At 62.7% G+C, this 22,502-nt stretch carries 19 protein-coding genes; 11 read left to right on the top strand and 8 right to left on the bottom strand.

Annotation, left to right across the window (positions count from 1 at the left end; genetic code table 11):
- Positions 1-2 precede the first annotated feature (2 nt).
- The gene (locus tag EKH80_RS15825; RefSeq protein ID WP_126685746.1) at positions 3-896 is read right to left on the bottom strand and encodes an alpha/beta fold hydrolase; all 894 of its coding nucleotides are present in this window, start codon (positions 894-896) and stop codon (positions 3-5) included.
- A 119-nt stretch (positions 897-1,015) separates the two neighbouring features.
- Here EKH80_RS15825 and EKH80_RS15820 point away from each other — a divergent pair, with 119 nt between their 5' ends.
- The 5 genes from EKH80_RS15820 to EKH80_RS15800 all read left to right on the top strand — a co-directional run bounded on the left by EKH80_RS15820 (position 1,016) and on the right by EKH80_RS15800 (position 5,782).
- Positions 1,016-1,594 carry a TetR/AcrR family transcriptional regulator gene (locus tag EKH80_RS15820; protein WP_126685745.1) on the top strand — a complete coding sequence of 193 codons (579 nt, stop codon included), beginning with the start codon at positions 1,016-1,018 and terminating at the stop codon, positions 1,592-1,594.
- A gap of 177 nt (positions 1,595-1,771) precedes the next feature.
- Positions 1,772-3,556 carry a phosphoenolpyruvate carboxykinase (GTP) gene (locus tag EKH80_RS15815; RefSeq protein WP_126685744.1) on the top strand — a complete coding sequence of 595 codons (1,785 nt, stop codon included), beginning with the start codon at positions 1,772-1,774 and terminating at the stop codon, positions 3,554-3,556.
- Positions 3,557-3,856: 300 nt separating this feature from the next.
- The gene (locus tag EKH80_RS15810; RefSeq protein WP_126685743.1) at positions 3,857-4,405 is read left to right on the top strand and encodes an RNA polymerase sigma factor; all 549 of its coding nucleotides are present in this window, start codon (positions 3,857-3,859) and stop codon (positions 4,403-4,405) included.
- Entirely contained in the window at positions 4,402-4,860 is a 459-nt protein-coding gene (locus EKH80_RS15805) for a hypothetical protein (protein ID WP_126685742.1), read from the top strand. Before EKH80_RS15810 ends, EKH80_RS15805 begins: the two co-directional genes overlap by 4 nt.
- Before the next feature lie 13 nt (positions 4,861-4,873).
- A complete protein-coding gene (locus EKH80_RS15800; RefSeq protein ID WP_126685741.1) occupies positions 4,874-5,782 on the top strand; it encodes a DUF4097 family beta strand repeat-containing protein in 909 nt (302 codons plus the stop codon).
- Positions 5,783-5,863: 81 nt separating this feature from the next.
- On the opposite strand, the gene EKH80_RS15795 is transcribed toward EKH80_RS15800, so the two are convergent.
- Positions 5,864-6,721, bottom strand: a complete 858-nt coding sequence (locus EKH80_RS15795; RefSeq protein WP_329955488.1) for a hypothetical protein — start codon at positions 6,719-6,721, stop codon at positions 5,864-5,866.
- Between the two features lie 324 nt (positions 6,722-7,045).
- Between EKH80_RS15795 and EKH80_RS15790 the strand changes: the two genes are divergently transcribed.
- Positions 7,046-9,913: a bifunctional diguanylate cyclase/phosphodiesterase gene (locus tag EKH80_RS15790; RefSeq protein ID WP_126685739.1), complete on the top strand. Its 2,868-nt coding sequence runs from the start codon at positions 7,046-7,048 to the stop codon at positions 9,911-9,913.
- Positions 9,914-10,016: 103 nt separating this feature from the next.
- Here the strand turns inward: EKH80_RS15790 and hslO are convergent, their stop codons facing one another.
- Complete coding sequence (gene hslO, locus EKH80_RS15785; protein WP_126685738.1) at positions 10,017-10,913, bottom strand: Hsp33 family molecular chaperone HslO; 897 nt, start codon at positions 10,911-10,913, stop codon at positions 10,017-10,019.
- 275 nt (positions 10,914-11,188) lie between these two features.
- On the opposite strand from hslO, the gene mtgA reads away from it, so the two are divergent.
- The 3 genes from mtgA to EKH80_RS15770 all read left to right on the top strand — a co-directional run bounded on the left by mtgA (position 11,189) and on the right by EKH80_RS15770 (position 13,544).
- A complete protein-coding gene (gene mtgA, locus EKH80_RS15780) occupies positions 11,189-11,935 on the top strand; it encodes a monofunctional biosynthetic peptidoglycan transglycosylase (protein ID WP_126685737.1) in 747 nt (248 codons plus the stop codon).
- 171 nt (positions 11,936-12,106) lie between these two features.
- Positions 12,107-13,072 carry a glycosyltransferase family 2 protein gene (locus tag EKH80_RS15775; protein WP_126685736.1) on the top strand — a complete coding sequence of 322 codons (966 nt, stop codon included), beginning with the start codon at positions 12,107-12,109 and terminating at the stop codon, positions 13,070-13,072.
- A 43-nt stretch (positions 13,073-13,115) separates the two neighbouring features.
- Positions 13,116-13,544 (top strand): CBS domain-containing protein, encoded by a 429-nt coding sequence (locus tag EKH80_RS15770; protein ID WP_126685735.1) that lies wholly within the window; start codon positions 13,116-13,118, stop codon positions 13,542-13,544.
- 80 nt (positions 13,545-13,624) lie between these two features.
- Here the strand turns inward: EKH80_RS15770 and EKH80_RS15765 are convergent, their stop codons facing one another.
- Positions 13,625-14,935: an NTP/NDP exchange transporter gene (locus EKH80_RS15765; RefSeq protein ID WP_230473738.1), complete on the bottom strand. Its 1,311-nt coding sequence runs from the start codon at positions 14,933-14,935 to the stop codon at positions 13,625-13,627.
- Positions 14,936-15,169: 234 nt separating this feature from the next.
- Here EKH80_RS15765 and EKH80_RS15760 point away from each other — a divergent pair, with 234 nt between their 5' ends.
- Together EKH80_RS15760 and EKH80_RS15755 are read left to right on the top strand one after the other, a co-directional pair.
- Positions 15,170-16,747 carry a GMC family oxidoreductase gene (locus EKH80_RS15760; protein ID WP_126685734.1) on the top strand — a complete coding sequence of 526 codons (1,578 nt, stop codon included), beginning with the start codon at positions 15,170-15,172 and terminating at the stop codon, positions 16,745-16,747.
- A gap of 196 nt (positions 16,748-16,943) precedes the next feature.
- The gene (locus EKH80_RS15755; RefSeq protein ID WP_126685733.1) at positions 16,944-18,260 is read left to right on the top strand and encodes a serine hydrolase domain-containing protein; all 1,317 of its coding nucleotides are present in this window, start codon (positions 16,944-16,946) and stop codon (positions 18,258-18,260) included.
- 151 nt (positions 18,261-18,411) lie between these two features.
- Here the strand turns inward: EKH80_RS15755 and EKH80_RS15750 are convergent, their stop codons facing one another.
- From EKH80_RS15750 to gcvT, 4 genes are all read right to left on the bottom strand, one after another.
- A complete protein-coding gene (locus tag EKH80_RS15750) occupies positions 18,412-19,470 on the bottom strand; it encodes an energy transducer TonB (RefSeq protein WP_126685732.1) in 1,059 nt (352 codons plus the stop codon).
- A 321-nt stretch (positions 19,471-19,791) separates the two neighbouring features.
- Entirely contained in the window at positions 19,792-20,328 is a 537-nt protein-coding gene (metJ, locus tag EKH80_RS24410) for a met regulon transcriptional regulator MetJ (RefSeq protein ID WP_126685731.1), read from the bottom strand.
- Between the two features lie 579 nt (positions 20,329-20,907).
- Positions 20,908-21,309 (bottom strand): glycine cleavage system protein GcvH, encoded by a 402-nt coding sequence (gene gcvH, locus EKH80_RS15740; protein WP_126685730.1) that lies wholly within the window; start codon positions 21,307-21,309, stop codon positions 20,908-20,910.
- Positions 21,310-21,398: 89 nt separating this feature from the next.
- On the bottom strand, positions 21,399-22,499 hold the full coding sequence (gene gcvT, locus EKH80_RS15735; RefSeq protein WP_126685729.1) for a glycine cleavage system aminomethyltransferase GcvT: 1,101 nt from the start codon (positions 22,497-22,499) through the stop codon (positions 21,399-21,401).
- Positions 22,500-22,502: the final 3 nt, after the last annotated feature.

Raw genomic sequence — 22,502 nt, 5'->3', positions numbered from 1 at the left:
CCTCATGCAGGTTGCTTAGCTTCGTCCCGCGGACGAAAGGCAGGCTCCAGGCTCCCGATGAAGCCTGCGATCGCGGCCGTGAATGCGTCATTCGCATCCCCAGCCAACATATGGGTAGCGCCAGGCACTTGCGCATGCTGCGCATGCGGTACCAGCGCAAGGAATTCTTCGACCGTGTGCTGCGAGACGACGTCGCTGCGCTCGCCCGACAGCAGCAGCACCGGCACCTCGACTTTGGCCGCCGCTTCCAACAGTCGCGGCTGGTAGCGCTCGCATTCGCTGATCAGGTCGCCGGCCAGCAAGGCTGGATCCCAGTGCCAGCGCAAGCGTCCATCCGCGCCTTCGCGCAACAAGGGACGCAATTGCTGCTCGCTCTTGCGTTCGCGACGTTGCGGCAGATAGGCGGCGATCTGGTCCGCCGCTTCGGCGTAGCTGGCGAAACCGTCCGGATGCGCTTGCATGAAGGCGAGGATACGTTCAACCCCGGCGGTTTCCCAACGTGGCGTGATATCCACCAACACGAGTGCTCGGAACGGCGAAGGCCGCAGCTCTCCGGCCACGACCAGACCGAGCAAACCACCCATCGAAGCACCGACCAGAATCGCCGGTTCCGGCTGGGCGTGAGCGAGCGCGCGCAAGTCGTCAACGAATTGCTGCATATGGTAGTCGCCACCCGACGCCCGGGTGCTTTCACCATGGCCCCGGCTGTCGAACGACACGCAGCGGCAACCACGCGCCGCCATCGTCGTCGCAGCAGCATTCCATGCGCCGCGGGTCTGCCCGAAGCCATGCGCGAACAACAGCGTCGGCTTGCCCGAAGGATTGCGCACGTCCACAGCCAAGGTCAGACCATCGGCAGCAAGGAACGCGGAGGGATGGGTTTGGATGGATTCCATACGCTTGAGTATGGATTGGCTGCCGGGGCGCCGTCAACCTGCCTCGGAAGCGGCCGCGGCCCGCTGCTTTGCCAGCCTGAACAAGCGCAGTTTCGCGCGGCATCGGCTACCATACGGGTATGAATGTCCGCCAAAAGCCTGAACGTACGCGCCTCTCCGCCGAAGACTGGGAAGACGCCGCCCTCAACCTGATCGCCGAACAAGGCGTGGGCGCATTGGCCGTCGAAGCGCTGGCCCGTCAACTAGGCGTTACCAAGGGCAGTTTCTACTGGCATTTCCGTACCCGCGAAGCTTTGCTGCAGGCGGCCCTGGAACGCTGGGAGCAATACGGCGAACGCGAAATCATCGGCCAGATCGAGGCGCTTCCGGACCCGCGCGAACGCCTGCCGGAATTGTTCCGGCGGGTCGCGCACGAGCTGCATCCGCATCGCGTCTACGCGGCGCTGCTCAAGGCCCTGGACCATCCGCTCGTCGTGCCGGTGATGGCCCGCGTCTCTCAGCGCCGCACGGAATTCCTCCACACCGCCTACACCGAGGTTGGCATGGAGTCCGCTGCAGCGCTCAATCGGGCGCGCCTCACCTATGCCGCCTATGTCGGCTTCCTGCAACTGAATTTCACGCTCGGTCTGCCACGGTTGACCCACGAAGAGTTCGACACCTACGTCGAACACATGATCGCCACGCTGATTCCTTCGTAAGCCCGGGCGCGCATCCATTCGAAATTGATCGTGGGAGCGGCTCCGGTCGACTCTCACGTTCAACCTTGCCTCAATCCGCTTTAGTCATACTTATGCTGCACCACACCTTGCCAGGCCCAGTTGTCGTAACTTAGCGTAACTCTTCTGTTTTATGGGCATACCAAAAGTGAGGGAAGCATGACGAGCAAGCTGGCGGCGCTCGAACGATGGGTCAATGAGGTGGCGGCCAAGACCCGCCCTGCGCAGATCCATTGGTGCGACGGTTCCGACGCCGAATATCGCGCACTGGTGCAGCAGATGCTGCAGACAGGCGATCTGATCGAACTGAATCAGCAGACCCATCCGGGCTGTTACCTGCATCGCTCCAACCCTTCCGACGTGGCGCGCGTGGAGCACCTCACCTTTGTATGCACTGAGCACGAACAGGACGCGGGCCCGAACAATCACTGGATGGCGCCGGCCGACGCGCACGCAAAGATCGATGCGCTGTTCGAGGGCAGCATGGAAGGCCGCACCATGTACGTGATTCCCTATTGCATGGGGCCGATCGACTCCCCGCTTTCACGCTGCGGCGTGGAGATCACTGACAGCCCTTACGTGGTGGCCAACATGCGCACGATGACGCGCATGGGAGCCGAGGCGCTGGCGCGCATCGAGCGCGAAGGCTTGCACTCAGACGGCGTGTTCGTGAAGGGCCTGCACTCCATCGGCGAACTCGATCCCGAGCGCCGCTTCATCATGCATTTCCCGGAAGAACTTTCGATCAAATCGTACGGCTCCGGCTATGGCGGCAACGCGCTGTTGGGCAAGAAGTGCCATGCGTTGCGCATCGCCAGCTTCCAGGCGCGGCGCGAGGGCTGGCTGGCCGAGCATATGCTGATCGTCGGCATCGAGAACCCGCAAGGACAAACGCACTACATTGCCGCTGCATTTCCTTCCGCTTGCGGCAAGACCAACCTGGCGATGCTGATTCCGCCGGAAGGGTATCGCAAGAACGGCTGGCGCGTGTGGACCATCGGCGATGACATCTGCTGGATGCGCCCAGGCGAAGACGGCCGTCTCTACGCCATTAATCCCGAGGCCGGCTTCTTCGGCGTCGCGCCGGGCACCAGCGACTCAAGCAATCCCAATGCGCTGACTTCGATCTCGCGCGACACGATCTTTACCAACGTTGCGCTCACTGCCGACAACCAGCCGTGGTGGGAAGGCCTGCCGGGTACGCCGGTGACCGATTGGCAAGGTCGCCCGTACGACCCGGCCAATGGTCCGGCCGCGCATCCGAACTCGCGTTTTACCGTCAGCGCCAAGCAATGTCCCACCTGGTCGTCCAAGGCCGAAGATGCGCAAGGCGTGCCAATCAGCGCCATCGTGTTCGGCGGCCGCCGCCCGTCGCTGCTTCCGCTGGTGATTCAGGCGCAGGATTGGGTGCATGGCGTGCTGATGGGCGCTGCCATGGGTTCGGAAACCACCGCGGCCGCCACCGGCGCCGTAGGCGTGCTGCGTCGCGATTCGATGGCGATGAAGCCGTTTTGCGGCTACCACTACGGCGACTATTTCAATCATTGGCTGTCGTTCGACCGGCCCGGCGCCAAGCTGCCGAAGATCTTCCACGTGAACTGGTTCCGCAAAGGCAAAGACGGCAAGTTCCTGTGGCCCGGCTTCGGCGAAAACCTGCGCGTGCTGGAATGGATGATTGCCCGCGTGGAAGGCAAGGTGCGCGGCCTGGAAACCCCCATCGGCACCCTGCCCGCCAGCGGCGAGCTGAAGCTGGACGACCTGGAGCTGCCTCGCGAGACGCTGGCCGAATTGCTCGATGTCGACCACGCCGGCTGGCAGGCGGAACTGCACGCCATTGGCGAATACCTCGAAAGTTTCGGCAGTCGCCTGCCCTCGCGTCTACGGCAGGAACAGCAACGCGTCCAACAAGCCCTGCAACTGCCGCGCAAGGCGGCGAATGCCTGATGACAAGCTCCTCCCCTCCCTTGCCGGAGGGGAGTGAGAAGAGCGCCCGCCGCACGCACTGGGCTGGCTTCTCCAACAGGATGTTGAGAAAGGGCTTTCCTGCCCTTTCTCAACGTGCCAAGTCCGGCGCAGGTCCGTACTTGGCTACGTCCCATCAAGCGCTTGCAGCGCTTGATGGGCGGCGGGGCATCCGAGCCCCGCATTAGCAGACTGCTTCTCAACAGCCTGCTAAACCCAACTGCCCTGGGCTGCATCCAAGCTGGCAAGATGATTGCCGTTTGCATCGCCACCGGAAGCCCCATGCCACCTGCGCTAGCTGCGGGAAACAACGATAGGGATGACGTGCGTGCGGCCGCCGCGGGCGACCGACAGGCATTCCAGCGCCTGTATCGCGAGCATGCGGGACGGATCCATGGCGCCATGCTGCGGCTCGCCGGCTACGATCACGCGCGCGCCGAGGATCTTACGCAGGATGCCTTTGTGCGGGCCTGGCAGAAGCTGGGCAGCTTCCGCGAGCAAAGTTCATTCGGCACCTGGCTTTATCGCCTGGCAGTGAATGTGGCGCTCATGGACATCCGCGCACGGGGTGCTGACCCGGTCGGCTATGTCGATGAGGACTGCATACCCGAGCACGGCGAAACCCCGTTTTGCGCGGCGGAGCGCGAAGAGCTGGAACGCGCGATCGGCAAGCTGCCGCCACGAGCGCGTGCAGTACTGGTATTGCACGACGTGGAAGGCTGGCGCCATGAGGAAATCGCCAGCGAGCTGGAGATGGCGGTAGGCTCGTCCAAAGCGCAACTGCATCGCGCACGGGGCTTGTTGCGCAGGATTCTTGGAGAAACGCGATGAACGAATTCGAATGGCTGCGCCAGATGCGCGAATTGAACCAGCCGGTCGCGCCGCGGAGTGATCTGTGGTCACGCATCGATGCCGCACTCGACGACAACGCATCGCACGAGGCCTCAGCACCCGCACGGCGGGCACAAACACGGCACGTACGCATGTGGGCGATGGCGGCAAGCGTTGCTGCGGTTGTGGTGCTTGCCTGCGGCATCGTGTGGCACATGCGCGCGGTTCCGCAGGGCGCAACGCAGGTCGCCAGCACCGCCGCGCCCACCGCGGCCGCGCGCTGGAAACCGAGCGACCCGCGCCTGGCCGGCGCCGCGCTCGAACTGGATGCCGCGCGCATGGAATTGCAACAGGCCATGCAGCAAGCTCCCGATTCACCTGCGCTGCAGCGCCTGCTGCAGCGAACCCACGCGCAGCAAGACAGTTTGCGCGAACTCGAGAAACAAGCCGGCTGAGGACATAACAACGATGAAAACCGCCCGCTATCTGCCGCTGCTACTGTGCCTGCTCCCAGGAGGGAAAGCCATTGCCGACACCCCGCTGGATCTCCACCATCCGGCCGCGCCAACTGCGCACATCGACGTCAGCAACGTCAAAGGCGAAGTCACCATCACCGCCTGGGACCGCTCCGAAGTGCACGTCGGCGGTCAGCTTGGCGATGGCGCCGAGCCGCTCGCCATCGAGGGCAGCGACAACAATCTCCGCATCCATGTGCAGGCCAAGGGGCACGGCGGCTGGTTCAACTGGACCGGTGAAAACGCCATGGAACCCAGCACGCTGGACATCAACGTGCCGCGTGGTGCTTCGGTGAAAGTGAACGTCGTCAGCGCGCCAGTGAGCGTGACCGGAATCCATGGCGGGGATATCGAGGCCAATTCGGTCAGCGGACGCGTGCGCATCGATGCGCAGACGCCGATGCTCAACGTCGTTGCCGTGAGTGGCAACATCGCTTTCTCCGGACTTGCCAGGCAAGCGAAGCTGCAAACGGTCAGCGGCGACATCCTCGCACCGACACTGGGCGATACAGTCGAACTGCAAACGGTTTCGGGCCGAATCCAGGCCGGCGGCGGCCCGTGGCATCAACTATCCATCAGCACCGTGTCGGGCAGCGTGCAGCTTACCGGCGTAGTCGGCGCAGATGGCAGCATGAACGTCGACAGCATGAGCGGTGATGTGCAATTGCAGTTTCCGGCGCCATTCAACGCCAGCCTGCATGCCAACACCTTCAGCGGTGATCTGCGCAGCGACTTCGGCACGCCCACGCATACTGAGCACGGCCCGGGCAGCACGCTCGACACCGTAGTCGGCAACGGCAGCGGAAAGATCCACATCGAGAGCTTCAGTGGCGACGTGAAGATCAGGAACGGCGGACGGTGATGAAAAGCAACGAACGGCTCCTCGTTTCCGCCGCAAAACAAAACGCCCCCGTCGGGGGCGTTTTTTTAAATACGGAATGGATTAAAGATCCTGGTGATACTGCACGTACGGGGTACGCGACTGATCCGGTTCCGGTGGACCGGCCGGCGTATTCACGGCATTACCGGACGACCACAAATTTTGAGCGCCGAAACTCAATGAACCTTGCCATGGCAAATGCCAAGTCACACCCAGATCGATGCTGTTCCAACGGCGCTCGGCATTGAGCATGCCCGGCACGGCCATTCCTGGTTCGGGCTGCATGGTGCGACCGACGATGCTGGTGCTCACCGAACCGTGTTCGACTCCGAAGCTCAGCGCTTTCTGGTCCAGCGTGGTCAGGCCCAGTTGATTGCCGGGCAGCAGACGGATGCGGCCCATGCTTGCGCCGAGCAACACGCCGCTGTTGCTGTTCAATGCAAAGCGTCCGCGCGCGTTCAACTGCGTGGCGCTATCGAAATCGGGCAGCCCGTTGACGCCAGGCACGGCACCGGGCAACACACGCGGCAGCGGCGTGGGATTGGGAGCCTGATCCTGTGCCACGCTAACCCCAACGCTATAGCGGCCGGCGTTGTAGGTGGCGCCTACTTCGCTGCTGATGATGCGGGGCTGCGTGGCCCACGAGCGCTGAGTAACGCCTGCCTGCGCTGTAACATTAGAGGTGATGCCGTATTGAACTGCGCTGGACTTGACGGTACCGCCGGCCAGCGGATTGAGCGACAGCGAGCTGTTGCTATCGCCCAGCACGTCCGCTGTCGTTTCGTTCTGCGACCGCACCAGCAGCGAACCCTGCACCGGCGGCGGCTGAGCAGCCGTCTGTAACGTCTGCGATGACTCCATCCACACGGGTTTTACCGGCTGATCACCGGGCAGCGTCTGCCCTGCCGCTAGGAGCGGCATGCAGAGCAGCGGTAATGTGAGCAGCAAGCGGCGCATGAAAGTTCGAAACCCTTGATAACCCCGTCCGTTTCTTTCGATCGACTCCGGACTCCCGTTGGTTCAGTATACCTTGCTTTACTTTTTACTAACACCCTGGAAAGGGAGGTTTTCCGTGCCGGGGTCGCCAAAAACGGATTCACGAAACAAAGACTTGCTGGCACGAGGGATGCTTGGCAAAGGCCATCTCGCCAGCCAGATGGGTGAAAGCCATGGGCACCGCCACATGACGGTATCTTCACGAGATATAGTCACCCGACGTACCGCACATGGACCCGCTCACAGGTCATGAGTTCAGTGCCAGAAAGCCGCAATCTTGCGCCAGCTCCCGGTGGAATTCTGCCGGCGACCCTGCGTGAGATGCTGGAACGGCTGTTCCGGGCAGCAGATGCGGACGGCGTCTTGGAGATTTGCGAGACAGCGCTGAACCGGCTGGGACTGCAAGGGACCCTGCACTGGCTGCCGCCTGAGGCGGACAGCAGCTCGGAGCCGGGCCGGCTCAACCTGGCCATCGACCCGCAAACCCTGCAGATGCTGGTCTGGGAAGGTGACATCGTGCCCGGCCAGGAGGCCGGCGCCGAACTGGCCTGGCTGGGTCGCCTGGCCGGCATTCGCCTGCGGCAACTCAGCGAAACCGGCCGGCTTTACGAATCCATCTCGCGCCTGGCCATGGCCGAACGCCTGCAGCGCGCGTTGTACGCCATTGCCGAGCTGGCAGCTACCACGCACAACATGACCGAGATGATGCAGTCGCTGCATTCCATTGTCGGCATGCTGATGTATGCCGAGAACTTCTACATCTTCCTGTATGACCCGGGCAGCGACAGCGTGCGCTTCCAGTATTATGTGGACACGGTCGATCAGAAGCCGCCTGCACCGGACGAAAGCTATCCTCTGCAGGACATGCGCTACAGCCTGACCTGGAACCTGCTGCAGGGCGCCCAACCGATCATGGGTTCGGTAGAGGAGCTGGCACGTCAGCTCGAAGGGCGCTTCATGCTGGTCGGACCGGCATGCGAACACTGGCTGGGCGTACCGCTCCTGCGCGGCAGCCAGGCAGTGGGCGGCATCGTGGTACAGAGCTATCGGTCCGACACGCACTACACGCATCACGATCGCGACCTGCTCAACTACGTCGCGCAGCATATGCAAACCGCGCTGGAGCGCCGCGAGGCGCACGCCGAACTGGAGCGGCGCGTGGCCGATCGCACCGCGGCGCTGCGCGCCACCAATCGCGTGTTGCGCCAGCAGGTGCTACAGCGCCAGCGCGGCGAGCGCCTGCAGTCCGCGCTGTTCCGCATTGCGGAGCTGGCCAGCGCGCCAGAAAGCCAGCAGAACTTCTATGCCGCCGTCCATCGCGTGGTCGGCGGCTTGCTTTACGCGCGCAACTTCTACATCGCGTTGCTGGACGAAAGCGGCCAGAACATCAGCTTTCCCTACTCGGTGGACGAACTCGATACAGGCCGCACGTCGCGGCCAGTGGCCAACGGCGCCACCGAATACGTGCTCAAGTACGGTAAGCCTTTGCTGGCCGACAGCCAGACCTTCGAGCGCCTGGCCTCTACGGGCGAATGCGTGGAAATGGGGGCGAAATCGGTGTGCTGGCTGGGCGTGCCGCTGGTATGGGACGACCGCGTCAAAGGCGTGCTCGCCGTGCAAAGCTACTCACCCAAGCACATTTATGACGCACGCGACCAGGAACTGCTCACTTTCGTCAGCTACCACATCGCGAACGCGCTGCAACGCAAACAGACCAGCGAATCGCTGAAGCAGGCCTACATCAATCTGGAGCGCCGCGTTACCGAACGCACGCGCGCGCTGGCGCTGGCCAACCGCGACTTGCGCGAGCAGATCGCCGAGCGCGAACGCGTCGAGCGCAGGCTGATGTACGAAACCCTGCACGATTCGCTGACCGGCCTGCCCAACCGTACGTTGCTGCTACAGCGACTGGGCCAGGCGCTCCAGGCGTATCACGCCGATCCAAACAAGCTGTTCGCGGTGCTGTTCATCGACCTGGATCGGTTCAAAGTCATCAACGATTCGGTCGGCCACCTGATCGGCGATGACCTGCTGTTCCAGGCCGGCAGCCGTATCCGGGCCTGCCTCAAGACGCGCGACCTGGTCGCGCGCCTGGGCGGCGACGAGTTCGCCGTTCTGCTGGAAGGCATCAGCGACGCCGGCAAGGCCCGCGTGGTCGCCGAGCGTATCATTGCGGAATTGCACGTGCCGTTCCGCTTGGGCGTCAAGGAGATTTTCACCTCTGCCTCGGTCGGCATCGCGCTGCCCGGCCCGCACTATCAACAGCCGGAAGAATTGTTGCGCGACGCGGATGCCGCCATGTATCGCGCCAAGGACGAAGGCCGTCATCGCGCCGCGGTGTTCGACGACCGCCTGCGCCGCGAAGTGCTGTCGCTGCTGGAAATGGAAGGCGACTTGCGCCGCGCGTTAAGCCGCAATGAATTCGTACCTTTCTATCAGCCCATCGTATCGCTGGAGGACGGTCGCACCGTCGGCTACGAAGCATTGCTGCGCTGGCGCCACCCGGTGCGCGGATTGCTGGCCCCGGGCGACTTCCTCGCCGTGGCCGAAGAAAACGGCAGCGCGGAGAGCATCGACTGGCAGATCTTTGAACAGATCGCTTCGCAAGCAGGCACGCTGGCAGGCGCCGAAGGATTCGTCAGCCTCAACGTGTCGGGCCGCCATTTCCGCCAGTCCGATCTGGACGACCGCCTGCTCAACTTGATGAGCGCGCATCGCGTCAATCCTCGCTCGCTGCGCATCGAGGTGACCGAGCGCACGCTGCTGGAAAATCCCGCCCAAGTCAAACGCATGCTTGACAACCTGCGCCAGCATGGCGTGAGCATTGCGCTCGACGATTTCGGCACCGGCTATTCTTCGCTGAGCTATCTGCACCAGTATCCGATCGAAACCTTGAAGATCGATCGCAGCTTCATCACCGAACTGGCCAAAGCCAACAGCCACAGCGTGCCGGTGGTGCGCGCCATCCAGGTGCTTGCCGATTCGTTGCAGATGCAGGTGATCGCCGAAGGCATCGAGGATGATGCGCAACGGCAGGTATTGCGGCATATCGGATGCCGCTTTGGACAGGGCTTCCTGTTTGCCGAGCCGCGGCCAGCCGAAGTATGGGTGAAGTAGGCTGGGATGCTAATCCCAGCATGGCCATGCATTCGGCGCGAGCGATGCTGGGATTGTCATCCCAGCCTACGTAGACCTCAAAACGTGAGGTACGTAGAGCCCCTCATTGCACCGTCGAATTCGCCGCCGCTCCGCCACTCAACAAGTGTTCCGCATCCACGCGGTCAAAATGGTACGTGCGTGCGCAGAACTCGCAGGTAACCTCGATAGTGCCTTGCTGGGTCTCAAGCGTCGCCTCGATCTCCTCGCGCCCCAGCGATCGCAGCATGGCTTCCACCCGCTCGCGCGAGCAGCTGCAGCCGAACGCCAATGGGCGTGGCTTGAACAGGCGCACGGTTTCCTCGTGGTACAGGCGATAGAGCAATTGCTCCGGCGGCGTGCTCAGCAGCTCGTCACGCCCCAAGGTCGCAGTGAGGTGCTCCACGCGCGGCCAGCCATCTTCGTCCTGCTGCGCGTCGTGACCACCCTCGCCCGGCAGCTTCTGCAACATCAGCCCTACAGCGTGCTGCCCATTCGCAGCCAGTACGAAACGGGCCGGCAACTGCTCGGACTGCTGGAAATAGTTCTCCAGCGCCCCTGCCAGATCCGGGTGGCGCAGATCGACCAGTCCTTGATAACGCTGCCCGCGGTCCGCCTGGCCGATGGTGATGGCCATGATGGCTTGCGGCAATTCGCTCAACGAGAGCATTTCGGGCAGTTCCTCGGCGCTCCAGCGCGCCAGGCCACGCAGGCGTCCGGCATCGGTGCATTCGGCGAACAGCAGGCGCAAGACGCCCTGGCTCTTCAATTCGACCGACAGCGCACCTTCGAACTTGATATTGCCGGTCAACAGCGCACTGGCCGCCAGCGTCTGCCCCAGCAGATCCAGCAGCGGCGCAGGATAGTCGGCGCGGCCGGCAACCTCACGCCAAGCGGCACCCAGCCGCACGATCACGCCCCGGACGCCGGCACGTTCCAGCACAAAGCGATGGAGCACATCCTCGGCAAGCACGGTTTCCACGTAGGACTACCTCATAAAACGCAAAGATTTGGACATGGGGACTGGCGTCGGCATGAACAATGGCCGGCCTGTGGCAGCTTTTTTAAGGAAACTCTGAATAAGCTCGAAGTTTCCCCGGGCCAGGGACGGCACGCCGCAGATCAGGCACGCAAGTGCCTGATCTGGCGTAGTTTAAGTCCGGGCGTGTACCGAACTTAAGCGCGTCTGAAAAAGGCCGTGACGGACTTTTTCAGACCATCCTTATAATCCACCGGCTTTCCTTGGCCGTCGACACCATGCCGCATCTTCCGCTTTTTCGCCGCCTGTTGCGTTACGCCGGTATCGTAGTCCTGTCATGGGTGGCCCTGAGCTGGTTCGTGGTGCTGGTCTTGCGTTTCGTGCCACCCTGGACCTCGGCGGTGATGATGGAGCGCCAGTTGCATGCCTGGGTCCTTGGTGAAAAGGATTTCCGGCTACGCCAGCACTGGGTGCCGTGGTCGCGTATTTCGGCGTGGGCGCCGATCGCAATGGTGGCCGGCGAAGACCAGAAATTTCCGTTCCACCACGGCTTCGACTTCGGTTCGATCCAGAACGCGATCGACGCGGCGGATGACGGCAAGCGCTTACGCGGCGCCAGCACGATCAGCCAGCAGACGGCCAAGAACCTGTTCCTGTGGAATGGCCGCAGCTTCATGCGTAAGGGCCTGGAAGCCTACTTCACGGTACTGCTGGAACTGACCTGGTCGAAGCAGCGCATCCTGGAGGTGTACATGAACGTCGCCCAGTTTGGCGACGGCATTTACGGCGTGGGTTCGGCCAGCGAAACTTTTTTCCACGCATCGCCTGCGCAGCTAAGCCCCGGCCAGGCGGCGCGGCTGGCCGCCGTGCTGCCCAATCCGGACCGCTTCCATGTCGACCGCCCAAGCGGCTATGTACTCGAACGCGCGCACTGGATCGAACAGCAAGTCACCCAGTTGGGCGGTCCGGCCTACCTGGAAAGCCGGCGCCCCCCAGGCAACACGCGTACTGCGCGACGACATTAGGACATATCCCGACATTAAACTACGCAAGCTTAGGGATGCCAAATCAAGCGCTTACGCGCCTGATTTGCGGCGGGCCTTCCTTGGCCCGCGGAACCTCTGAAATTATTCAGATGTTCCTTAGGCACCCTTTACACTTCACCGTCTGCCCGCTAGAAGCTATGGATATCCGGCATGCCGCGACTCACTGTTGTCGTTCCCGCTTACAACGAATCGGCCGTGCTTGCCGCCTTTCATGAACGGCTTTCCAAGGTGCTGGACCAGCTTCCGCTGGTGAGCGACGTCCTGTACGTGGACGACGGCAGCGGCGATGACACCTGGACCATCATGCAGGCATTGGCGGCCGCCGATCCGCGCGTAGGCACGCTAAAACTGTCGCGCAATTTCGGCAAGGAAGCGGCGTTGACCGCCGGATTGGATCATGTCGATGCGGATGCTGCCGTGGTGATCGACGCCGACCTGCAGGATCCGCCCGAGGTCATCCCGCAGCTGGTCGACCAATGGCAGGCCGGCTACGACGTGGTCTACGCCACCCGTGCGGCGCGCGCGGGGGAGACCGGCTTGAAACGATTCACCTCGGCGGCGTTCTATCGCACGATGGAAATGCTCTCGGACGTCGCCGTACCGCGCGATACGGGTGATTTCCGGCTGCTTTCGCGCCGCGCGCTGAAAGCACTGGCGCAACTGCGCGAACGGCAGCGCTTCATGAAGGGCCTGTTCGCCTGGATCGGCTATCGCCAGACCGCGGTGAAGTACCTGCGCGACCCACGCCTGGCGGGCAAGACCAAGTGGAACTACTGGCGCCTCACCCAGCTCGCCGTCGAAGGCATTACTTCGTTCTCCAGCGCGCCGTTGAAGCTTGCTACCTGGACCGGGCTCGGTGCATCCGTACTGGCATTCCTGTTCGGGCTGAAGGTGCTGCTGAAGGCGCTGCTGCGGGGCGATCCGGTGCCGGGCTATCCAAGCCTGATGGTGGTGGTCCTGTTCCTGGGCGGTATCCAGCTGCTGGCACTGGGCGTAATCGGCGAATACCTGGGCCGAAATTACAACGAGACCAAGCAGCGGCCGCTGTACTTCATCGAGGAAGAGCACCTTCCGGCCGCATCCCTAGTTCACGCCGGGGCAACGCCACCGCGCTAAACTGGTCTCACGCGGCCATTGCTACGGCCGCCGGGGAGGTCTGATGCGTCAGGTCAAGCATTTGCTGGACAGGAAAGGCAACGACATCTACGCGATCGCGCCGGAAGCACCGGTACTGGAAGCGATCAAACACATGGCAGAACGGCGCGTCGGCGCTTTGCTGGTGATGCGCGGCGAACAACTCGTGGGCATCATTTCCGAACGCGACTACGCGCGCAAAGTCATTTTGCAGGGCCGCTCATCGGCACAGACACCCGTGTCGGAGATCATGAGCAGCCCGGTGCTGACCGTAACCCCGGACACCGATGTGTTCGATTGCATGCGCATGTGCACCGACAGCCGCGTACGTCACTTGCCGGTCGTACAAGGCCACCGAGTAATGGGCGTGATCTCGATCGGCGACCTGGTCATGGAGGTGATCAGTGCGCAGGCAGAACAGATCGAACAGTTGCAGCGTTACATTACGAGCTGAATCGAAACGGGCAACCCTGGGGATGCGCTGATCTATTCCTGGTGACGGGTACGTGGAATGGATCAGGGCATCCCTAACGATCAAACAAGGCTTTCGTTCCCCGCTCCCTGTTCGCCCGTCCCGGCCTTGGTCTCCGGCGCCAGATCCGGCGAGGTAGCCGCTTTGCGCGCCACCCAGGCCGCCAACGAAGCAGCTCCTACGCCGACCAGCGCAATGCTGCTAACGCCGATACCTAGCTTTACCAGGCTGCTGATACCGCTGGTGATCACCACGTCACCGAATCGCCACACCGCCGTTTCCACGAAGTTCTTGCCCTTGTAGCGGGTCTCACGCGGTACTCGCGTGTAGAGCGCATCGCTGGCCGGTTTGGTCATGCCGTACATGAAGCCGCGCGTGCCCACCATCATCAGTACCAGCAACGGTACGCTATAGCCCAGCACGCTTACCTGCGCGTGACCGCCCATCACCACCACGATCAGCAGGCCGAAATTCACCACCTGCGGCAACACGAGCGCCCACACAGCGCCACGACGCATCAGCAACCACGGCGACAGCGTGAGTTGCAACAGCGCCCCGAGCAAATTTACTGCCAGATCGATGTGCGCGTAGAACGCTGTTCGCGTCGTGATCGACGCCAGATGTACCTTGGCGTAATCGGCCACCAGTGCATAAGCAAGCGTGCCGATACCGTCGCCGAGCAGCATCAGAATGGCCATGTAGCGCAAGAAAGGACGCGACCACAGCTCCCGCACGCCAGCCCAAAGCGAGCCGCCAATCGGTTGATCAGTGCCTCCGTCTTCCGCCCGCAGTACGGAAATATGCAGCAGCAGCAGCGCGGCAAAACCGAGCATCAGCGCCGACACCAGCAGCAACGGCGCAACTCCGATCAGGCCAACCAGCGTGCTGGTAATCAACGGACCGAATATCGCACCGGCCATGCCTCCGAGCGCTATCAACGAAAACACTTCGCGCGCACGCCGGCTGTCGAAGACATCCGCCATGAAGCTCCAGAACAGCGACACCACGAACAGGTTGAACACGCTGCCCCAGATATAGAACACCACGCCCAGGGCCCGCGCACCGATGCGGTCCTGCGCCAGGAACGCTGGAATAAACGCCAGCAGGCAGACGATGAAGAAGCTGTAGCTCCAGCCCAGCAGGCGCCGCCGCGGGAACCGCGCCACCAGCATGCCGAACACCGGCGTCAGCAGCAACATGGCCACAAAGGTCGCGAGATAGAACAGCGGCAGCTGCGAGGAACCCACCGCCCCGCCAAGCTGATCGCGCACCGGGCGGATGATGTAGTAAGAGGTCAGCAGGAAAAAGAACGCCAGTGCGGACACCGTCGGCGTGGCGTCCTGGCGTGGGGAATCGGGGGACGGCAAACGCACCGGTCGGCTTCCAGCGGGGGGCCGCGCAAGACTAGCATGCGCGGGTGACACCGGTTCGCTTCCCTAAGGATGGTCTGAAAAAATCCGTCCTGGATTTTTTCAGACGCGTCGCGCGCGGCGCATGTTCGCACGCGGCTACCACGAATCAAACACTTACGTGCTTGCTTCGTGGGCGGTGCATCCTTGCACCGCGTAAGCTCTGAATAAATCCGAGCTTCCCTAAGGGAGGGCGGCGTGGAATACGACTATGTGATCGTCGGTGCCGGCTCGGCCGGCTGCGTGCTGGCCAACCGCCTGAGCGCGCAACCGGGCAGACGCGTGCTGCTGCTGGAGGCGGGCGGGCGCGATTGGCACCCTTTCATCCACATGCCTGCTGGCATTGCGCACCTGGCGAACAACCGCCGGCTCAACTGGAATTACACGACCGAACCCGAGCACGGCTTGCTCGGGCGGCGTCTTTGGTGGCCGCGCGGCAAGACGCTGGGCGGCTCCAGCTCGATCAACGCGATGTGCTACGTGCGCGGCGTGGCGGCTGATTACGACGCCTGGGCACAAGCCACAGGCGATGCGCGCTGGTCGTGGCCGCAAGTGCTGCCGTGGTTCCTGCTCAGCGAAAACAACTCGCGTGGCGCGAGCCCGCTACATGCCTCGAACGGACCGCTTTGCGTATCGGATTTGCGTCATCACAACGCGCTTTCCGCAACGCTGATCGAAGCCGGCGTCAGCGCGGGCTTCGGGCGCAATGCCGACTTCAACGGTCCCGCCCAGGCCGGCTTCGGCTTCTATCAGGTGACCCAACGCGAAGGTGTACGCTGCTCCACTGCGGTGGCCTATCTGCGTCCGGCGCAGACACGCTCGAATCTGCACGTGCAAACGCATGCGTTGGTGGAACGCATCCTGATCGAGCAGGAACGTGCGACCGGCGTGGTGCTGCGACGTTCGGGCGGACAGCGCGTCGTGCGCGCCGGCGAGATCATTCTGGCCGCTGGCGCGATCAATTCACCGCAATTGCTGATGCTGTCAGGCATCGGACCGGCCGGCCATCTGAGTACGCACGGCATCACACCGGTCATCGATTTGCCCGGCGTCGGCGCAAACCTGCAGGATCATCTGGATATCTGCACGCTGGTGGGCTGCACACGCGACATCACGTACGACAAGCTCAACGATGTCGCCGTAGGTTGGCGCTATTTGCGCCACCGCGACGGTCCCGGTAGCTCCAACATTGCCGAATCCGGCGGCTTTGTACGCAGCCGGCTGGCCACTGATGCACGTTGCGACATCCAGTTCCATTTCGTGCCGGCCTTGCTGGATGACCATGGCCGCCACCGGCTGCCCGGCCACGGTTACACCCTCCACGCCTGCTATCTGCATCCACGCAGCCGCGGAAGCTTGCGTTTGCGTTCAGCCGACCCGTCGACCCCGATCGCCATCCATGCGGGCTATCTCAGCGATCCGGAAGGACACGATCTTGCGCGCATGATCGAGGCAGCCAAGCTTTCCCGCGACCTCCTTGCGCAACCTGCCTTCGATCCCTATCGCGGCAAGCCGGTTTTCCCGGCATCGGCGCCGACCGGCGATGCGGAATGGGCGGCCTTCATCCGCCGCAAGGCCGAGACCATTTACCACCCCGTTGGCAGCTGCCGGATGGGAACGAACCATCAGGCCGTGGTGGACAGCGAACTGCGGGTGCGCGGCATGGCGGGCTTGCGCGTAGTGGATGCCTCGGTGATGCCAGCCTTGCCAAGCGGGAACACCAACGCAGCGGTCGTCATGATCGCTGAACGCGCGGCCGCTCTGCTGCTGGGGTGATGGACCATGGGGCGAGTCATTCCTCGCTGCATCGGGCTCATGGCGATTCCGATGCAGTGCAGCAGAAACGCCTGTTTGCGGCGTCACGGCGTTGTGACCCTGTTCGAAGTACAGGACAATCCGGCACTCACTCATGGACGACTCCACCAGCCCATGCATAAGGGCGCGACATCACGCCCGTAAGAAGCGGAGTAGCATGCAGTTCCGTAAGCTTCCTTTGCTGATCGCCAGCCTGCTCGGCGCCGCCGCGTCCTGGCTGCCTGTTACGGCCGCGAAGGCATCCACCGATACGCCGTCGGCAACCGACATTCGCCAGGCGCGCCACGATGCCGCCGACGTCAATGCCGCCCTTCCGCCCGAACGCATCAAGGCAGCGCTGGAGGCGTATTCGCACTGGTTGGACGTCGTCGCGCAACGAAACGAGGTGGCCGGTCTCGCCACGGCGGTAGTAGTGGACAACAAGGTGGATCTTGAGCGCACCATCGGCTACGCGGATGTCGCCACGCAGGAACCTGTCACCCCCACCACCGTGTTCCGTCTGGCGTCGCTTTCCAAGGCGTTCGCCACGGCGATCACCGGCCTGCTGATCGAGGATGGTCGCTTCACCTGGGATACCAAGCTAGCCGACGCAGTGCCATTCTTCCAGTTGAAGGATGCGCAAGCTTCCAGCCAGGTCACGGTGCGCGACATTCTCGGACAACGGCTGGGGCTGCCGCACAACACCTACGATCAGATGCTGGAAGACAATGTTCCCTATGAGGAATTGGTGCGCAAGCTTGACGAAGTGACGCTGACCTGCAGTGTGGGCCAGTGCTATGGCTACCAGAACGTGGCCTTCAGCCTGATCGGCGACTTGATCTATGCGGAGACCGGCGACTTCTTCTATCACCAGGTCGACAAACGCCTGTTCTTCCCGCTGGGCATGACCACTGCCAGCTACGGCCGCGAGGCGCTGGAAGGCAGCAAGAGCTGGGCGCGTCCGCACCGCCCGCGTGGCGCGCACAACTGGGAATCGTTCGATCCGAAGGAAGCCTATTACCGCGTGGCTCCCGCCGCCGGGGTCAACGCAAGCCTGCGCGACATGGAGCAATGGCTGATCGCGCAGATGGGCGGAAGGCCTGACGTTCTGCCACAAGCCCTGCTGGACGAACTGCACGCGCCCGGGGTGCCCACGCCGACCGAAATGCACAACACGCCATGGCGCCGCGCCCGCGTGACTACAGCGAGTTACGCATTGGGCTGGCGCGTATTCACCTATGCAGGCGAAACGATGGTCTTCCATGGCGGCGCCGTGGAAGGTTATCGCACGATGATCGCGTTCTTTCCGAAATACCGCGTCGGCATGGTATCGATGTGGAACTCGACGGGCTCGGTGGGTACTGACCTGATGCCGATGGTGTTCGACGCGATGCTGGGCTTGCCGCACGTGGATTGGGCCGGCGTGGAAAGCGATCCACCGGCGACCCCGGTGGCGCCGATGAAAGCGCGGCATAAGTCCCGTCGTCACCGCTGAGGCAACCGATTCCGTAGCCTGGAGGGCGTAGGCTGGGATGCGAATCCCAGCCTCATGATGCTGACTAGATGGCCATGCTGGGATTGTCATCCCAGCCTACGGTTCGCGCCTGGGCTAACCCTCTCCCCGCAGAGGAGAGGGTCGCGAAGCGCTACTGCGTGGAACTGAGCTTGAACTCGATCCGCTTCTGCTGCTGCGAAGCGGCGGCCGTGCCGTCGCGCATCGCCGGCGAGAACTTGGCGCGGCGCAACGCATCGACGGCAGCGTTGTCGAATACATGCCGCGGTTCGGCGCCGATCACGGAAATGTTGCTTACGCTGCCATCCACGTTGACGGTGTATTGCACATCCACCCAGCCTTCCTGGTTGTTGCGCAGCGCCGTAGCGGGATAATGCGGCCGGATGGTGGAAACCGGAATGGCATCGCGCGTTTCGCCGCCGCCAGCCGAGCCGACAGCGCCGGCCACCTGGTTGTTTGCAGCGGCTGCCGAAGGCGTCCTGGCTTCGTCTGCCTTGAGCTTTTGCTGCTGTGTGGCCAGCGCGGCCTGCTGCTGTGCGGCCTTGTCCGCCACAGCCTTGTCGGCAAGCAGCTTGTCCGCCGCGGCCTTGTCAGTCGCCGCTTTCTGCGCCGCCAGTTCGGCCTGGTGCTGCTGGTCGAGCTGTTTCTGCTGCTCCTGGTCGAGCGTCTTGCGCTGGGCGTCCAGCTTGGAGCGCAGAATGGTCAGCGTGTAGTTGGTGGGATCCACCTTGGCCAACAAGGTGATTTCGCGGTCCGCTTCTTCGAACTGGCGCTGGTTGATGACCTGCTCGACGTTGCTGGCCGCAAACGGAAAAGTTTCACGCAAGGCATCGGCCGCTACCTGGTTGCCGGGCTGCTTCTGCAGCACCTTGAGGTAGAACTCGAAGGCGTTGTTGCCGGATGGTGCGATCACGCGCTGCTGGTTCATCGCCTTGCGCGCCTCGGACAGCAGCGCGTCGATGCTCAGCGCATCCACGTTCACTGGCGGCGCCGCGGCCTGTTGCTGGTTAAGGTTGACCGGCGTGGACGGATGGCCGCCCGTGTCCGCAGTCAGCAAGTCTTCGTGAGGCTTGATGATGAGGAACCAGGACACGACCGCCAGACCTGCCACGACGGCAAGTACAGCAATGATGACGGGCTTGATGGCCCCGCGCGCAAGCGAGCGCGTATGACGAATGTTTCGGGTATCCATGAATTTTCACAACTGCGGTGGCATTAGATACCCGCGCTTCCCCCCTGTTATCCAGGTGCAGCGCCCCAGGTTCGCCGCGGCGCGGATGAACCAAAGGTAGCGCGATTGGAGTGGTACCGCAAATGGGCTGCGAAGGAAGTCAGTCGAGCCCCGGCCAGCGCGGACGCCCTAGTACGATGAAGATTCTTCGTACCTATTTTCATTTCCAATCCCCGGAAATGAAGCGTCCCGGCACGAGGCCGGGACGAAACGCTTTCGAACTACCTCCCTGCGCTGGGCACCGCAGGGAGACAAATCGAGTGAAACGTCTAGTTGTTGTGCTTACTTCTTGCTGGCCTTGGGGGCCTTGGAGGCCCTGGTGGCCTTCACGACTTTGGCAGCGGCTGCCTTCTTGGCGGTGCGCTTACGGGTCGCCTTCTTGGCGGCCTTCTTGGCGCCAACGCGCTTGGCGGTGGCTTTCTTCGCGCCTACGCGCTTGGCACCCGCCTTCTTGGCGGTCTTGCGCACGGTGCGCTTCTTGGCGGTGGCCTTCTTGGCGACCGGCCGCTTGGCTGCAGCTTTACGAGTGGTCTTCTTGGCGGCTTTCTTCGCCGACTTACGTGCGGTTTTCTTGGCAGTGGCCATAATACGTCTTAGCTCCTCATCAGTTGGCAGTGGTTGCCCAGTAAAAGCGTGGAGGAACGCCTCAACCAGCAGATCGCTGTTGGTGGCGTGCCTCAGATTGTTGACCTGCCGGTACGTGCGCAGGTCCGACAGCAGTCGCAATACATGCATTGGTATCGAAACAGTGATCTTTCTCACCGCGTCGGCTTTTGCGCCATGTTCTACGTAGGGTTGGATGTATTTCGATGCCACCATTGGAAACGTTCCCCGTTTATGGTGCGAAAGCTATTCCCGAACATTTCAACTGTCAATTGATTTTTGCCATGAAATCAATCCCTTCGCCCCGGCGACCGGACCTCGGCACGCTCGGGAGAACGGTATTTCGATGACTCAATGCAATGCATGCAGCCATCCAGACATTCAAAGAATTCGCCTCGCGCGATTTTAGAAAAAGGCCAAAAACAAGCTTAAAAACGTGATTTTTCTCATCCGCGATGATACGCACATGGCGCCGTTGCGAGCCATGCAGTCATGCGGCGTGCCGCGCCACTCCAACTGCCCGAACGGGCAATCCGGGAGCATGAACAAATTTAGACCGGGAGGTGCTCGAGCCGGTGCTGAAAACGGTCCGAAGACCGCTTGAGCACCCTCGAGGCGCTCCGCCGCGACGGACCGGACACGCAAGCGATGGACGATCGCCATGCTCCGTCACGGTGTCCGCCATGCGTTTTCTTCACGCCGCGCAGCCGTCGCGCCGCACGCCTGCGTCATGTAATGCCTTGAACATGAGAACGGCCGCCGAGGCGGCCGTTCTCCGATCAGACGATCGCGCCGTCAGTGATCTTCGTTCTCGATCAGTTCGGCGTAGGCATCCGCGTCGAGCAGTTCGTCCAGCTCGCCGCGATCACTGGGCTTGACCACAAACAGCCAGCCCTCGCCGTAGGCATCTTCATTGATCGTCTCGGGCTTGTCGGCGAGGCTCTCGTTCACTTCGACGATCTCGCCGGACACCGGCGAGTAGATGTCGGAAGCGGCCTTGACCGACTCCACCGTGGCCGCACCGTTGCCCGCCTGCACCTGGGCGCCGACTTCGGGCAGCTCGACGTAGACCAGGTCGCCCAACTGCTCCTGTGCATGGTCGGAAATGCCCACGCGGACCAACCCCTTGTCTTCGACACGGGCCCACTCGTGGGATTTGAGGAATTTCAGATCGCCGGGAATCTCGCTCGCGCTCATGGTCGGGTCCAGTGATTGATTTCGGTGAGGATTGAATTGCGGATTCTAACTGCTGACGATGCGGGAATGGGACACTCCCGCACCGGCGCTCAGATGCCTTCGCAGGCCTTGCCGTCGCGCACGAATGGAAACTTCACCAGCCGGACCGGCACTTCGCGGCCGCGGATGTCCACTCGCAGTTGCTCGGTGGCCCCCGCAGGAACGCGCGCGAACGCCACCGACTTGTTCAAGCTGGGCGCGAAACTGCCGGAAAGGATTTCACCCTCACCTTGCGGCGTCAGCACTTTCTGACCATGGCGCAGCACGCCTTTTTCGTCCAGCACCAGGCCGACCATGGTGCGCGGCACGCCGGCGGCCTGCTGCGCCTCGAGCGCCTTGCGGCCGATGAAGTCGCGGCCCGCGTCCAGTGCAATGGTCCAGGCCAGGCCCGCTTCCCATGGGGTGACGTTTTCGTCCATGTCCTGGCCGTAAAGATTCATGCCCGCTTCAAGGCGCAAGGTGTCGCGCGCACCCAGTCCGCACGCGGCGACGCCTGCCGTGGCGAGCTCCTTCCACAGCGCGACCGCGTGCTCTTCCGGCAGGATGATCTCGAAACCATCCTCGCCGGTGTATCCGGTGCGCGCGATGAACAGCGGCATGCCGTGCGGCCCCTGCGCAGCGGCAGCGGCAAAGCGGCCGAGCTTTTCGATGCGCGGACGGTCCACCTCATGCAGCAGACCGATCACTTTGGCGCGTGCATGCGGGCCTTGCACGGCGATCATCGCGAATTCGGGGCGCTCTTTGGCCGCCACGTCGAACGCCTTGGCCTGCCGTTCGATCCAGGCCAGATCCTTTTCGCGCGTGGCGGCGTTGACGACCAGGCGGAAGTGCTCGTCACCCAACAGATAAACAATCAGGTCGTCGATGACCCCGCCCTGTTCGTTGAGCATGCAGCTATACAGCGCCTTGCCCTGCACTTTCAGCTTGTCGACGCTGTTGGCCAGGAGGTGGCGCAGAAACTCCCGCGCGCGTGCGCCGTGCAGATCGACTACCGTCATATGCGAGACGTCGAACATGCCCGCATCGCGGCGCACGACGTGATGTTCTTCGATCTGCGAGCCGTAGCTGATCGGCATGTCCCAGCCGCCGAAATCGACCATGCGCGCACCGAGTTCGCGATGGAGGGCGTTGAGTACGGTCTTCTGGGTCATTGC

Source organism: Dyella choica (genome assembly GCF_003977665.1).
In the GTDB taxonomy this organism is placed as follows: domain Bacteria; phylum Pseudomonadota; class Gammaproteobacteria; order Xanthomonadales; family Rhodanobacteraceae; genus Dyella_B; species Dyella_B choica.
The sequence above is the reverse complement of the archived record's forward strand: the minus strand, read 5'-3'. Positions and strand labels throughout refer to the sequence as shown.